The following is a 14,404-nucleotide window of genomic DNA, read 5'->3' as shown; positions in this document are numbered from 1 at the left end:
GCTGCACGTGGTGCTGCCCGGCTCACCCAACCGCGGCATGTTCGGCGGCGACGGCGCCTACGGCGAAGCCAAGTCCGCGCTGGACGCCGTGGTGTCCCGGTGGCACGCGGAGTCGTCGTGGTCGCAGCGGGTCAGCCTGGCGCATGCGCTGATCGGCTGGACCCGCGGCACCGGGCTGATGGGCCACAACGACGCCATCGTCACCGCGGTTGAGGAGGCCGGCGTCACCACGTACTCCACCGACGAGATGGCCGCGATGCTGCTGGACCTGTGCGATGTGGAATCCAAGGTGGCGGCGGCGCATTCGCCCATGAAGGTCGACCTGACGGGCGGACTCGGCGAGGTGGAACTGGACATGGCCGAGCTGGCCGCCAGGACGCGCGAGCAGGCCGCGCCGCCCGAGGAGGCCGAGACCGGGCAGTCCGCGCACACCATCGCCGCGCTGCCGTCCCCGCCGCGCGGATTCACTCCGGCGCCGCCCCCGCACTGGGATGACCTCGACGTCGACCCGGCCGACCTGGTGGTCATCGTCGGCGGTGCCGAACTCGGCCCGTACGGCTCGTCGCGCACCCGCTTCGAGATGGAGGTCGCGGGCGAGCTGTCGGCGGCCGGCGTCCTCGAGCTGGCCTGGACGACCGGCCTGATCCGCTGGGAAGACGACCCCAAGCCGGGTTGGTACGACACCGAGACGGGTGAGCTGATCGACGAGGCCGAGCTCGTCGAGCGCTATCACGACGCCGTCGTACAGCGTTGCGGCATCCGCGAGTTCGTCGACGACGGCGCGATCGACCCCGACCACGCCTCGCCGCTGCTGGTGTCGGTGTTCCTGGACAAGGACTTCTCCTTCGTCGTCTCCTCGGAGGCCGACGCCCGCGCCTTCGCCGAGTTCGACCCCGAGCACACGGTCGTGCGGCCCGTTCCCGACTCCACCGACTGGCAGGTGATCCGCAAGGCGGGCACCGAGATTCGGGTGCCGCGAAAGACCAAGCTGTCGCGGACCGTCGGCGCGCAGATCCCGACCGGGTTCGACCCGACGGTGTGGGGAATCAGCCAGGACATGGCCAGTTCCATCGACCGGGTGGCCCTGTGGAACATCGTCGCGACGGTCGACGCGTTCCTGAGCGCCGGATTCAGCCCGGCCGAGGTCATGCGTTATGTCCACCCCAGCCTGGTGGCCAGCACCCAGGGCACGGGCATGGGCGGCATGACGTCGATGCAGACGATGTATCACGGCAACCTGCTGGGCCGCAGCAAGCCCAACGACATCTTGCAGGAAGTTCTGCCGAATGTTGTTGCCGCACACGTGGTTCAGTCCTACATTGGCAGTTACGGGTCGATGATCCACCCGGTCGCCGCGTGCGCGACGGCCGCGGTGTCGGTCGAGGAGGGCGTCGACAAGATCCGGCTGGGCAAGGCCGAACTGGTGGTGTCCGGTGGTTTGGACGACCTGACGTTGGAGGCCATCATCGGCTTCGGCGACATGGCGGCCACCGCCGACACCGCGATGATGCGCGGCCGCGGCATCGCCGACTCGAAGTTCTCCCGCCCCAACGACCGGCGCCGGCTGGGCTTCGTGGAGGCTCAGGGCGGTGGGACCATCCTGCTGGCCCGCGGTGACTTGGCCCTGAAGATGGGGTTGCCGGTGCTGGCGGTGGTGGCTTACGCGCAGTCGTTCGGCGACGGGGTGCACACCTCGATCCCGGCGCCGGGGCTGGGCGCACTGGGCGCAGGCCGCGGCGGCAAGCACTCCCCGCTGGCGCGTGCGCTGGCCAAGCTGGGCGTGGGCGCTGACGACGTCGCGGTGATCTCCAAGCATGACACCTCTACGCTGGCCAACGATCCCAACGAGACCGAGCTGCACGAGCGGCTGGCGGACTCGCTGGGCCGCTCACCGGGCGCGCCGCTGTTCGTGGTGTCGCAGAAGAACCTGACCGGGCACGCCAAGGGCGGCGCTGCGGTGTTCCAGATGATGGGCCTGTGCCAGATGCTGCGCGACGGGGTGATCCCGCCCAACCGCAGCCTGGACTGCGTCGACGAGGAGCTGGCCGGCTCCGCACACTTCGTGTGGGTGCGCGACACGCTGCGGCTCGGCGAGAAGTTCCCGCTCAAGGCCGGCATGCTGACCAGCCTGGGCTTCGGGCACGTATCCGGCCTGGTGGCGCTGGTGCACCCGCAGGCGTTCATCGCGTCGCTGGATCCCGGGCAGCGCGCCGACTACCAGCGTCGCGCGGACGCCCGCCTGCTGGCCGGCCAGCGTCGGCTGGTCTCGGCCATCGCCGGCGGCGAGCCGATGTACCAGCGACCGCCGGACCGCCGCTTCGACCACGACGCACCGGAGAAACGCCAGGAGGCGGCGATGCTCCTGGATCCGGCCGCCCGGCTGGGTAGGGACGGGGCATACCAGGTGTCCGCGGGATGACCCGCCCGATCCGTTAGCCTGGCGATCCATGGGCATCGTCGGAGTGGGGATCGACCTGGTTTCCATTCCTGATTTCGCCGAGCAGGTCGACCAGCCCGGAACGATCTTCTCGGAGACCTTCACCCCGGGCGAGCGTCGCGACGCCTCGGACAAGAGTTCGTCGGCGGCACGGCACCTGGCGGCCCGCTGGGCGGCCAAGGAGGCGGTGATCAAGGCCTGGTCGGGGTCGCGGTTCGCCCAGCGGCCGGTGTTGCCGGAGGCCATCCACCGCGACATCGAGGTGGTCACCGACATGTGGGGACGGCCGCGGGTGCGGCTGACCGGCGACATCGCCAAGCACCTGACCGACGTCACGATCCACGTGTCGCTGACCCACGAGGGCGACACCGCGGCCGCGGTCGCCATCCTGGAGATTCCGTAACCTCAACCGCGAGTGTGCGTGTTTGTACGCGACACGCCGATGATGAGCGGCATTCTGCGCACGCTCGCGCGGAGAAAGCGGAGAAAGGGGAGACCATGGGCGGTCTTGTCGAGCGCGTCCGCGACGTGTTGCCGTCGGTGCGGCGCGATCTCGAGGACCTGGTGCGCATCGAGTCCGTGTGGGCCGACCCCGCGCGGCGGCCCGAGGTGCACCGCAGCGCGCACGCGGTGGCGGATCTGCTGTCGCAGGCCGGGTTCGGCGACGTGCGCATCGTCAGCGAGGGTGGCGCGCCGGCCGTCATCGCCCGGCATCCGGCCCCGCCCGGCGCCCCGACGGTGTTGCTCTACGCCCACCACGATGTGCAGCCCGAAGGGGACGAAAGCCAGTGGGTCTCGCCGCCTTTCGCGCCGACCGAGCGCGACGGCCGGCTCTACGGGCGCGGCAGCGCCGACGACAAGGCCGGCATCGCAACGCATCTGGCGGCGTTCCGGGCGCACGGCGGGCAGCCGCCCGTGGGGGTGACGGTCTTCGTCGAGGGCGAGGAGGAGTCCGGGTCGCCGTCGCTTGGCGCCCTGCTGGCCGCCCACCGCGAGGCGCTGGCCGCCGACGTGATCGTGATCGCGGACTCCGACAACTGGAGCACCGAGGCCCCGTCACTGACGGTGTCGCTGCGCGGGCTGGTCGACTGCGTGGTGGAGGTCGCCACCCTCGACCACGGGCTGCACTCCGGGCTGTGGGGCGGCGTGGTTCCCGACGCGCTCAGCGTGCTGGTGCGGCTGCTGGCCAGCCTGCACGACGACGACGGCAACGTGGCCGTGAAGGGCCTGCACGAAACCGATGTCGCCGGGCTGAACTATCCCGACTTCCCCGCCGAGCGCGTCCGCGCCGACTCGGGTCTGCTGGACGGCGTGTCCGAGATCGGCTCGGGCTCGGTGCCGCAGCGGATGTGGGCCAAACCCGCCATCACGGTGATCGGCATCGACACCACACCGGTCGCGGCGGCCTCGAACACCCTCATCCCGCGGGCCCGGGCCAAGATCAGCATGCGAGTCGCCCCCGGCGGCGACGCCGCGGCGCACCTGGACGCATTGACCGCCCACCTGCAGCGGCATACCCCGTGGGGCGCCCGCGTCAGCGTCACGCCCGGCGACAAGGGCGAGCCGTACGCGATCGACGCCACCGGCCCCGTCTATGACACCGCGCGGGCGGCGTTCCGGCAGGCCTGGGGCGCCGACCCCATCGACATGGGCATGGGCGGCTCGATCCCGTTCATCGCCGAGTTCGCCGCGGCGTTTCCACGGGCCAAGATTCTGGTGACCGGCGTCGAGGACCCCGGTACCCAGGCGCACAGCGTAAACGAGAGCCTGCATCTTGGCGTGCTGGAACGCGCGGCGATCGCCGAGGCGCTGCTGCTGGCGAACCTGGCCTGATCAGACCGAAAGGTCGCGGCGCAGCTTGGCGACGTGGCCGGTGGCTTTGACGTTGTACTGCGCGACGGCGATCTTCCCCTTCTCGTCGACGACGAAGGTGGACCGGATCACGCCTTGCACGGTCTTGCCGTACATCTGCTTTTCGCCGTAGGCGCCCCAGGCGGTCAACACCTTGCGGTCGGGATCGGACAGCAACGGGAACGTCAGCTTCTCGGCGTCCCGGAACTTCGCCAGCTTCTCCGGCTTGTCGGGTGAGATCCCGACGACGTCGAGGCCGGCCTCGTTGAGCTCGCGCAGGCTGTCGCGGAAGTCGCAGGCCTGTTTGGTGCATCCCGGCGTCGCGGCGGCCGGGTAGAAGTACACGATGACGCGGCGTCCTTTGTAATCGGCCAGCGACACCTTGTTGCCGTCGGCGTCGGGCAGGCTGAAGGCGGGCGCTTTGTCACCCGGCGCCAGCCGAATGGTCTCGGTCAAGGTTCTTCCCTTTCTGTTCACCGCCGCGTCGGCATCGGCGCCAGCTGATCTAGGGTAGTGCCTGACGTGCACCAAGCGGACTTGGAGGACAGAGACGTGGCGGACCGGGATCCCGAGGTCATCAAGCAGGAGATCGACCGCGCGCGTGACCAGCTTGCGGCCACCGTCGATTCGCTCGCCGAGCGCGCCAACCCCCGCCGGCTCGCGGACGACATCAAGGCCCGGGCGATCGAATTCGTCACCAAGCCGGCGGTGATGGTGTCACTGGCGGGCGCCGGCACGCTCATCGTCGTGGTGTTGGTGCACCGGGTCAGGAATCGCTGACGGCGCCCGCGCTCGGCTGGACGTGAATCGGAATGTCGTCGGCCCAAGGCTGGGCACCGGCCATGTCGGCGACGTCGACGTAGCCACGTTCGAACTCGCCGGTCGCGGCGTCGACCAGCCGGTATTCCTGCCGCTGCAGGTGGATGGGCTGGGCGTCCAGGATCACCACCCGCACGTCGCCCGGCTCGAATCCGCACCGCTGCTGTAGCGCCCCGATGAGGCACTCGTTGTGCATGTGCCCGTCGCCGAAGTTCCAGCCGAGCACCATGGAGCAGAGGACCTCTCCCTCGCACAGGTTGTAGTCGTCCTCGTCGTAGCCGGCCATCGCGCGATGCGCCAGGGTGAGCAACGCGCGCCCGTGGGTGTTCATGCCGCGGAATGCCAGCGCGAGGTGAAGGGGAATCAGGGTGTCCTCTTTGCTGCCGTACAGCCGCTCGAGTTGCAGGTGCTGCATGGGGCCCAGGGCCCGCGAGCCGGTGCGGAACTTCTCGTCGACCGACGGCTTGACGCACCACAGCGTGGTATCCCAGTTGCCGGCGTAGTAGCGCATGCCGGGCAGGAAGGAAACCTTGCGGGGGAAGAGATTCCCGACGACGACGGTGCCGGCGATGAGCGCGACGAACAGCCACAGCACCCCGAAGATCATGAACACGTTCCACTCCAGCGGCACCCCCATCGGAAAGGCCAGCAAGATGTTGAGGTGGAAGACGATCATGACGAACGATGCGATCGCGGTCGGCCAGCCGCCGCGGGAGAAGAAAAGCACCAGCGGCACCAGGCCTTCCACCGCGGTCGAGAAGTGGGCGATGAACCCGGCCAACGCACTTGGGCGCAGGTCATCCGGATAGTGTCTGAACAACGACCGCTTGAGAACGCCGCTGGGAAGAAGCGGGTTGTTCGCCAGCATGGTCGAGATCACGAACGGGAAGTGCCGGGTGAGCTTGGATGTCGCCGCGCCGATCCAGATCACCATGAACACGACCTTGGCGCCGACGACGATGTCGGCCCCGGTGAACAAGAACACCAGCGCCAGCGGTCCGTAGACCTCACCGCGTGCGGCCAGGAAGATGACCTTGTCGCGCAGGCTGATCGCGGCCAGAACGGCCAGCACCGCGAAGACCTGCCACTGCGGCAGCACACCAATCACGGTTCCCAGCGCGGGAATTGGGCCGGTGCCGTCGGACACCAGCGCGATCGCCAGCAGCACCAGCAGGGCGCCGTAGAGTGAGGCGTCGAACGCGGTCCTGGTGGTGCCCTTGGTCAGCGGAACCCGGCCCGGCCAGGGCGGCAACCGGATGGTGCCGGGGCGCAGCCAGTACAGGATCGAACCGATCGGCGGGAAGTAGCGCCCGGCCAGCGGCCCGAAGCAGCAGCCGAGGCCGACGACCTCGAACAGCATGGTGAACAGCACGGCCTTCTCGAAGACGATCGGCTCCGTCCACCACGCCGTGACGTTCGTGAAGCCGTCGATGCCCCGCGTCGACCACGCGAAAGCCCACGCGCTCAGGACATACAGCGCGATCTTCACCCCGTACATCAGGTGCATCACCAGCGGGGTGCCGAACCCGTTCTGCGCGATGTGGCGTGCCATCGGCATGATCCGCTGGGCGCGCGGGGCCTTGCTCCACTCGGCCATGTCGACGACGGGCAGGTTGGGCTGGATGAAACCCATTGCGGCTCCTCGGCAGCGCTCGCGGTGAGTGTGAGGAAGAAACTACAGCTCACGAACGGCGCTGAGTAGGGAATATGACGGGCCCGCTGGTGAAGTCCGGCTTTGCCGGTCTTCTCGCGCCCGAACGATTCAGTGGAACGGGAAAAAAATCGGCACCAGCAACGGGGTCGCAATCAGCAACAGGACGGTCAGGGGCGCGCCAAGCCGCATGAAGTCGGTGTACCGGTAGCCGCCCATCGCCCACACGATGGTGTTGGTCTGGTAGCCGATGGGCGTCAGGAACGACTGGGTCGCCCCGAACATCACGACCACGGCGAACGGCAAGGCGTTCAGCCCCACCTGCTCGGCGATCGCGATGGCGATGGGAAACATGAGCGCGGCCGCGGCGGCGTGCGAGATCACCTCGGTCACCAGCATCGTGGCCGCCAGGACGGCCGCGAGTAGGCCGTAGGCGCCCAGCGGCGCCGCGGCGCCGACGACCGTGTGTGCCAGCTTGTGGGCGAGCCCGCTGCTCTCGACCGCGTGTCCGAGCGCGAAACTCGTCGCCATCAGGACCAAGACGTTGAGGTCGATCGACCGGCGCGCGTCCTCGACCGTCACGATCCGGGCTACGACCAGCCCGAACGCGACCAGCAGCGACACCTGCAACAGGCTCAGGAGCCCCGTACCGGCCACGACGACGAGCGCGACGATGCTCAGCTCCACGGCACCGGCGTGCTCGCGCCGAATCGGCCTGTCCCAGTTCAGCGGGGCCACGATGGCGAAGTCGCGGTGCTGGTGAAAGCGCTGGCTGAAGTCGGGCCCCGCCAATACCAGCAGGACGTCTCCGGCCCGGAGACGCACCTCGCCGAGTTTGCCCTTCAGCTGCTCGCTGGCCCGATGGATCGCGACGACCGCCGACCCGTAGCGGCGGCGAAACCCGGCCGCTTTGAGACTCGACCCGGCCAGCGGCGAGCCCGCACCGATCACTGCTTCGACGAACTGACGCTGCGGATTGCGGGCCAGATGGTCGAAGTGGCGGGCCTCCGAGGAGACCAGCCCCGACATGCGCTGCAGATCCAGCACGCGCGCAAGGTTTCCGACGAAGACCAACCGGTCCCCGACGGCCAGTAGCTCGTCGGGTCCGATCGCCGCGATGACCCTGTTCCGGCGCTCGACTTCCACGAGGAAAACGCCTTCGAGGTTGCGCAGGCCCGCTTCGGCGACGGTGGCACCGGCCAGCTCACTGTTGTGGGGGATCGTCATCTCCACGGTGAACTCGCGTTCGGTGCCGGCCAGGCTGTCGCCGGGTGTGGGACGTTTGGGGAGCAGGTGCGGGCCCAGCATCACGAGGAGGGCGACTCCGGCGATGGCGAGGGGCAATCCGATTCCGGTGACCGAGAACAGGCTCAACCTGCCGAGGCCCGCCTTGCCGATGAGATCGTTGACGAACAGGTTGGTCGAGGTCCCGATCATCGTCGTCGAACCGCCCAGCATGATCGCGTAGCTCAATGGCATCAGGTAGTGCGACGGCGATCGTCCGGTGCGTCGACACCAGCGGATCACCCGAGGGGCGAGCATTGCCACCAGTGGGGTGTTGGCGATGAAGGCGGACGCCGCCGCAGACGGTGCGCACGTCCGCAAGAGCTCTCGGCGGGTTTGGACTCGCGTGCCCCTGCCGAGCAGTCGCGAGGTCGCGCCCTCGAAGGCGCCGGTGACATCCGCCGCCCCGGCAACGACGTAGAGCGCGGCGACCACGGCCAGCGACTCGTTGGCGAAGCCTCCGAGAACTTGGCCCTGGTCCACGACCCCCGCCAGATAGAGGGTCAACACCGCGCCGCCCATGACCAGAGGGGGATTGAACCGGTCTCGCACGAGCAGGACTATCGCCACGATGACCACCGCGAGGGTGATCCAGGCATCCGCAGTCATGATCGCTGCCCCTTTTGCCCGCTCGCGCGGGAGGGTCTACGCCGTCCCGCTTTACGCCGTCTCCCGGTTTGCTCAGCCTCGGTTAGGCCAGTAACTGAGTCAATCTAACCGATGCGCTGCGGACGGTGTCGTCGCATCACCGGGACGCCCCACCGCACTCGGGCGGCGCCACCGGAAGGTCCTTGCTATTCGGTCGTCGTCCAGGTCGTGGTGGCCTCCGCCGGAGAGAGGCGTCGTACTGCATCCGCGCTGAAATCGTAAGTCAGCGGCCCCGAATAGGTTTCGTCGATCGTGCAACCAGGGTCCGCCGTGGGATGGCCGGTTCGGTGGGTCATCCTGGTTCCCGTCACCGTGAATCCCGTTATTTCTCGGGCGAATTCGCTCGTGTAGGAGTCCGTCTCCGTTTTCCGCCCACCATGCAGGTGATGGCATCTGCGGTGGCGCGGCGTTCGCTGATTCCACCGGCGTCGGTGGGGGAGGGGGCCGGCGCAGGCGTAGCAGATGCGACCCCCGACGGGCAGCCATGCGCGATCGGGCGCCCTCACGGATCTGACCGGGCGTGATGCCGAAAGCCGCCATCTGGCCGTTCACGGGGTTGAACCCCGGCCTTCCCGGGCCCGGCGGCGCGGTTACGCAGCTGCGGAAAAACCCAGGTGTCCTGTCGCCGGCAGGGCATCCGGAGCGGCTCCCGCAGATGCAAAAAACCCCTCCGGAGCAGGGGTTTTCAATGGTGCGCCGTCAGGGTTTCGAACCCCGGACCCGCTGATTAAGAGTCAGCTGCTCTACCAACTGAGCTAACGGCGCTTTCGGTCGGTCTCGACCGCGTTTGCGACAATAACAGGCATCCCGCCGCAGGACGAAATTGCCGGATGCTCCCAGGATAGCGCAACGGCGGCGGTCCCCGGCGTCGCCCCAGCCCCGCGACGAGCCCCCTCGGTGACCGACTTGTGTCCGAAATCGCCGTCTGCGGCTCGTCACGGCGGCGTCGGCAAACCCCGTAAAATGCTTCCAACCATGCGGGTCAGTGGTGACCGGAGCAGGCAGGACGATGTGAAAGGTCACTCGATGGCGGCTTTGCCGATACGCCGATCGTGGCTGGCTGTGCTGGCCGTCGCGATTGCTGTGTTCGGCGTCTCCTGCAGCGCCGACCACCGGGCGGCGCCGCCGAACGTCATCGTCGACAAGGGCACCCCGTTCGCCGATCTGCTGGTCCCCAAGCTCACCGCCTCGGTGAGCGACGGTGCCGTCGGCGTCACCGTGGACACGCCGGTGACGGTGACCGTCGCCGACGGGGTGCTCGCGTCGGTCACCATGGTCAACGAGAACGGCAGGTCCATCAGCGGCCGGCTCAGCCCCGACGGCCTGCACTGGGCGACCACCGAGCAACTCGGCTACAACCGGCGTTACACGCTGACCGCCAAGGCGCTGGGCCTCGGTGGCGCTGCGAGCCGGCAGATGACCTTCCAGACCAGTTCCCCCGCCCACCTGACCATGCCTTACGTCTATCCGGGCGACGGCGAGGTGGTGGGCATCGGCGAGCCGGTGGCGATCCGTTTCGACGAGAACATCGCGAACCGTGCCGCGGCGCAGAGGGCCATCACCATCACCACCGAACCGCCGGTCGAAGGCGCGTTCTACTGGCTGACCAACCGCGAGGTGCGTTGGCGCCCAGAGCATTTCTGGAAGCCCGGGACCACCGTCGACGTGACGGTCAACACCTACGGCGTCGATCTGGGCGACGGTATGTTCGGCGAGGACAACGTCAAGACGCACTTCACCATCGGTGACGAGGTCGTCGCGACCGCCGACGACAGCACCAAGATGATCACCGTGCGCGTCAACGGCGAGGTCGTGAAAACCATGCCGACGTCGATGGGCAAGGACAGCACCCCGACGGCCAACGGCATCTACATCGTCGGCTCGCGGTTCAAGCACATCATCATGGACTCCTCGACCTACGGGGTGCCCGTCAACTCGCCCAACGGATATCGCACGGAAGTCGACTGGGCCACGCAGATGTCCTACAGCGGCGTGTTCGTGCACTCCGCGCCGTGGTCGGTCGGCGCGCAGGGCCACAGCAACACCAGCCACGGCTGCCTCAACGTCAGTCCCGCCAACGCCGAATGGTTCTACGGCCACGTCAAGCGCGGCGACATCGTCGAGGTCGTCAACACGGTGGGCCCGACGCTGTCGGGCACCGAGGGCTTGGGCGACTGGAACATCCCGTGGCCGGTGTGGAAGGCCGGCAACGCCAACACCTGACGCAGCCGCGCGGCACGGGGCCGGACCTGGCCCACCGGGAATCCGCGATGCACAAGGTCAGAGGGGCTGAATACCACCTCTGACCGGTGGGGTGAGTGACGGGACTCGAACCCGCGACCCCCAGGATCACAACCTGGTGCTCTACCAACTGAACTACACTCACCATGCCGCCGGGCCGGCCCCGGACCGGGGCCAACGAACGGCGACGTCGATACTAGCCGGTCGTTGGCCCGGGGGCCGAATCGTTTGGTTCCGGTGGGTCGCTTTTGTTCGCAAGGTGGGCGGCGACCGCCTCGATTTCGCTGGTAGAGGGGCCCGGCGGCGAAACGAAGGCGGTCCGGCGGTAGTACTGCAACTCCCGGATGGATTCGTGAATGTCGGCCAGTGCCCGGTGGGCCAGGCCCTTCTCCGGCTGGCCGAAGTAGATGCGTGGGTACCAGCGCCGGCAGAGTTCCTTGATCGAACTCACGTCGATCATCCGGTAGTGCAGGAACGAGTCCAGTGCGGGCATGTCGCGGGCGATGAAGGAGCGGTCGGTGGCGATGGAATTGCCCGCCAGCGGCGCGCTCCTCGGTTGTCTGACGTGGTTGCCGATGTAGTCCATCACGATCGCCTCGGCGGTGGCCAGGTCGATGGTGGACGCTTTCACCTCGTCGGTGAGCCCGGAGCGCGCGTGCATGTCGGCGACGACGTCGATCATCGACGACAGCGCGGCGTCGTCGGCGTGGATGACGACGTCGACGCCCTCGCCCAGGATGTTCAGGTCGGGGTCGGTGACCAGTACCGCGATCTCGATCAGCTTGTCCGAACGCAGGTCCAGTCCGGTCATCTCGCAGTCAATCCACACCAATTCGTCCACCACAGCGCTCAGCGTAGGCGCACGCGAGCCGTCGCCCCTGCGTCCCCCTGACAAGTAGGGTGAGTTTGCCGAACGGGTAACGATCGGGAAGAGGGCGCAGCACATGAGCACCGAATCAGCGGCGACACCGGCCCAACGCATCGCCGCCGGCTACACCGTCGAGGGCCGGGCCCTGGAACTGGGCAGCGTCGTCGTCGACGGCGTCGCCGACCCGGCCGCGCGGATCCGCATCCCGCTGGCCACGGTCAACAGGCACGGTCTGGTGGCGGGGGCGACCGGAGCCGGCAAGACCAAGACGCTGCAGCTGATCGCCGAACAGCTCAGCGCCGCGGGCGTGGCCGTGCTGATGGCCGATGTGAAAGGCGACCTCTCGGGTCTGTCGCGAGCGGGGGAGGCCAACGAAAAGACGGCCGCGCGGGCCAAAGACACCGGCGACGACTGGGAGCCGGCGGCGTTCCCGGTGGAGTTTCTGTCGCTGGGTACTGGTGGCGTCGGTGTACCGCTGCGGGCGACCGTTGCCGGTTTCGGCCCGGTCCTGTTGTCGAAAGTGCTGGGGCTCAACGCCACCCAGGAATCGACGCTCGGGCTGATTTTTCATTGGGCCAAGCAGGCCGACCGTCCGCTGGTCACCCTGGACGATCTGCGCGGCGTGATCAGCCACCTGGCCGGCGACGAGGGCAAGGCCGACCTGAAAGATTTGGGCGGGGTCTCGTCGACGACGGCGGGCGTCATCCTGCGGGCGCTGGTGAATCTTGCCGGGGAGGGCGGTGACACCTTCTTCGGCGAGCCGAAGCTCGACCCGCACGACCTGCTGCGTGTCGACGCCCAGGGCCGCGGCATCATCTCGTTGCTGGAGTTCGGCGGTCAATCGTTGCGCCCGGTCATCTTCTCCACCTTCCTGATGTGGCTGCTCGCCGAGTTGTTCGCCGAACTGGACGAGGTCGGTGATGTGGACAAGCCGAAGCTGGTCTTCTTCTTCGACGAGGCGCACCTGCTCTTCACCGACGCCTCCAAGGCGTTCCTCGATCAGGTCGAGCAAACCGTCAAGCTGATCCGCTCCAAGGGCGTCGGGGTGTTCTTCTGCACCCAGTTGCCCACGGACGTGCCCAACGACGTGCTGTCCCAACTCGGCGCGCGCATCCAGCACGCGCTGCGGGCGTTCACCCCCGACGACCAGCAGGCACTCAGCAGGACCGTCCGCACGTATCCCAAAACCGATGTCTACGAACTGGAGTCGGCGTTGACGTCGCTGGGGATCGGCGAGGCCGTCGTCACCGTGTTGTCGGAGAAGGGCGCACCGACACCGGTGGCATGGACGCGCTTGCGCGCACCCCGATCGCTGATGGCCGCGATCGGTACCGACGCGATCGCCGCGGCGGCCAAATCCAGTCCGCTGCAGGACAAGTACGGCAAGACAGTGCAACGAGAGCCGCAGCCGCCGCACGCCCGCTCCGGCTACCCCTCGAGCCCGTCGGACGAACCGGTTCCGCCGATGCCGGAGCCCTTCGAGCCGGAGCGGTCTGGCTTACTGGCAAAGCTGTGGCACGATCCGGAAGTGCAAAGCGCCGTGAACACCGGGATCCGCGAGCTCATCAGAGCCAGGTTCGGCACCGGCCGTCGCAAAGGGAGATAAGGATGGCCGGGCTCGTCGCGAGCGCGGCGCTCGCTACCCGCCGCCCAGCTTCTTGTAAAAGCTGCCGACGATGGGCGCGACGATGGCCCGGGGGGCGTACCCGCTGGCCACCGACATGGCCTTGGATGTCAGTCCCGGGACGATGCGCATCTTGTTGCGTTCCAACGCATCCAGCGCGGCCTGGGCGGTGTGTTCGGTGGAGATCCACAAGAAGTCGGGCACCAGCCTTTCGACCAGCGACGCCTCGGCGTCGTCGGGCAGATCGGTGCGCACCGGGCCCGGAGCCAGCAGCGTCACATGCACACCGGAGCCGCGGAGCTCGCCGCGCAACGATTCGCTGAACGTGTTCGCGAACGCCTTGGTGGCGGCATAGGTCGCGTTGTAGGGAATCGGCGAGTTGCCCGCCGCCGAACCGGAAATCAAGATGCCGCCGGCCCTGCGCGCCACCATGCCGGGCAGCACGGCCAGGGTGAGGTCGTGCACTGCCACCGCATTCAGCTGGACCTGCGCCTTCTCGCCCGCCGGGTCGAGCTTTGTGATCGGACCGAAAGTCGCGGTGCCGGCGTTGGCGCACAGGATGGAGACGGGGCGGGCGGCGAGTTCGTCGCACAGCTTCGCCCGGTCCGTGGGGTCGGCGAGGTCGGCGGGCCGGACGTCGACGGCAACGCGGTACCGGTCGGCCAGGCGGGCCGCCAGCTCGTTGAGCAGTTGCTCGCGTCGGGCGGTGATGATCAGGCTGTATCCGCGCGCCGCGAGTTCGGTGGCCAGCGCCGCACCGATGTTCTGCGAGGCCCCGGTGACGACCGCGCGCGCGTCGGAGCTGGGGGCGGGTACCGGCATGGGCCAATGGTAGTCAGCGAGCGCGGCGGAGCCGGGCGCGGCGGGTCACCTGCCCGTTCAAATTGGGGCTCTTCTGGGAACTCCGTGGGTCATGGGATGGCCGGATAGAGCTGGAGCCCGCCGAGGTGGAAGTAGATCGCGGTCTTGAAGTGCTCGCGG

11 protein-coding genes and 2 tRNA genes are annotated in these 14,404 nt (G+C 68.2%); 6 read left to right on the top strand and 7 right to left on the bottom strand.

All coding sequences use genetic code 11. The features are described 5' to 3' along the window. The 3 genes from AC2VOR_RS14350 to AC2VOR_RS14340 all read left to right on the top strand — a co-directional run. Positions 1-2,419 (top strand): beta-ketoacyl synthase N-terminal-like domain-containing protein (locus tag AC2VOR_RS14350; RefSeq protein WP_486963987.1); only part of this gene is annotated, 2,419 nt, incomplete at its 5' end. 28 nt (positions 2,420-2,447) lie between these two features. Beyond that, positions 2,448-2,840: a holo-ACP synthase AcpS gene (acpS, locus tag AC2VOR_RS14345; protein WP_369737805.1), complete on the top strand. Its 393-nt coding sequence runs from the start codon at positions 2,448-2,450 to the stop codon at positions 2,838-2,840. A gap of 95 nt (positions 2,841-2,935) precedes the next feature. Continuing rightward, on the top strand, positions 2,936-4,270 hold the full coding sequence (locus AC2VOR_RS14340) for a M20/M25/M40 family metallo-hydrolase (protein ID WP_486963986.1): 1,335 nt from the start codon (positions 2,936-2,938) through the stop codon (positions 4,268-4,270). Here the strand turns inward: AC2VOR_RS14340 and bcp are convergent, their stop codons facing one another. After that, entirely contained in the window at positions 4,271-4,744 is a 474-nt protein-coding gene (gene bcp / locus AC2VOR_RS14335) for a thioredoxin-dependent thiol peroxidase (protein WP_369737807.1), read from the bottom strand. A 96-nt stretch (positions 4,745-4,840) separates the two neighbouring features. Between bcp and AC2VOR_RS14330 the strand changes: the two genes are divergently transcribed. Then, positions 4,841-5,068 (top strand): DUF3618 domain-containing protein, encoded by a 228-nt coding sequence (locus tag AC2VOR_RS14330; RefSeq protein WP_486963988.1) that lies wholly within the window; start codon positions 4,841-4,843, stop codon positions 5,066-5,068. Here AC2VOR_RS14330 and AC2VOR_RS14325 read toward each other — a convergent pair. The 3 genes from AC2VOR_RS14325 to AC2VOR_RS14315 all read right to left on the bottom strand — a co-directional run bounded on the left by AC2VOR_RS14325 (position 5,055) and on the right by AC2VOR_RS14315 (position 9,455). Then, entirely contained in the window at positions 5,055-6,740 is a 1,686-nt protein-coding gene (locus AC2VOR_RS14325; protein ID WP_369737809.1) for a DUF3556 domain-containing protein, read from the bottom strand. The genes AC2VOR_RS14330 and AC2VOR_RS14325 overlap by 14 nt on opposite strands. 129 nt (positions 6,741-6,869) lie before the next feature. Next, positions 6,870-8,651: an SLC13 family permease gene (locus tag AC2VOR_RS14320; protein WP_369737811.1), complete on the bottom strand. Its 1,782-nt coding sequence runs from the start codon at positions 8,649-8,651 to the stop codon at positions 6,870-6,872. Positions 8,652-9,379: 728 nt separating this feature from the next. After that, positions 9,380-9,455 (bottom strand) — tRNA-Lys (locus AC2VOR_RS14315). A gap of 261 nt (positions 9,456-9,716) precedes the next feature. On the opposite strand from AC2VOR_RS14315, the gene AC2VOR_RS14310 reads away from it, so the two are divergent. Beyond that, the gene (locus AC2VOR_RS14310; protein ID WP_369737813.1) at positions 9,717-10,913 is read left to right on the top strand and encodes a L,D-transpeptidase; all 1,197 of its coding nucleotides are present in this window, start codon (positions 9,717-9,719) and stop codon (positions 10,911-10,913) included. Between the two features lie 87 nt (positions 10,914-11,000). Here the strand turns inward: AC2VOR_RS14310 and AC2VOR_RS14305 are convergent. Further along, positions 11,001-11,076, bottom strand: a tRNA-His gene (locus AC2VOR_RS14305). Between the two features lie 51 nt (positions 11,077-11,127). Further along, positions 11,128-11,775, bottom strand: coding sequence for an oligoribonuclease (orn, locus tag AC2VOR_RS14300; RefSeq protein ID WP_369737815.1), 648 nt, complete (start codon positions 11,773-11,775; stop codon positions 11,128-11,130). Positions 11,776-11,875: 100 nt separating this feature from the next. Between orn and AC2VOR_RS14295 the strand changes: the two genes are divergently transcribed. Continuing rightward, positions 11,876-13,405 carry a helicase HerA-like domain-containing protein gene (locus AC2VOR_RS14295; RefSeq protein ID WP_369737817.1) on the top strand — a complete coding sequence of 510 codons (1,530 nt, stop codon included), beginning with the start codon at positions 11,876-11,878 and terminating at the stop codon, positions 13,403-13,405. 33 nt (positions 13,406-13,438) lie between these two features. Here the strand turns inward: AC2VOR_RS14295 and cmrA are convergent, their stop codons facing one another. Next, a complete protein-coding gene (cmrA, locus tag AC2VOR_RS14290) occupies positions 13,439-14,245 on the bottom strand; it encodes a mycolate reductase (protein ID WP_369737819.1) in 807 nt (268 codons plus the stop codon). Positions 14,246-14,404: the final 159 nt, after the last annotated feature.

The sequence above is a fragment of the Mycobacterium sp. TH-M103 genome, from assembly GCF_057473785.1.
This window is presented reverse-complemented; position numbering and strand designations above follow the sequence as displayed.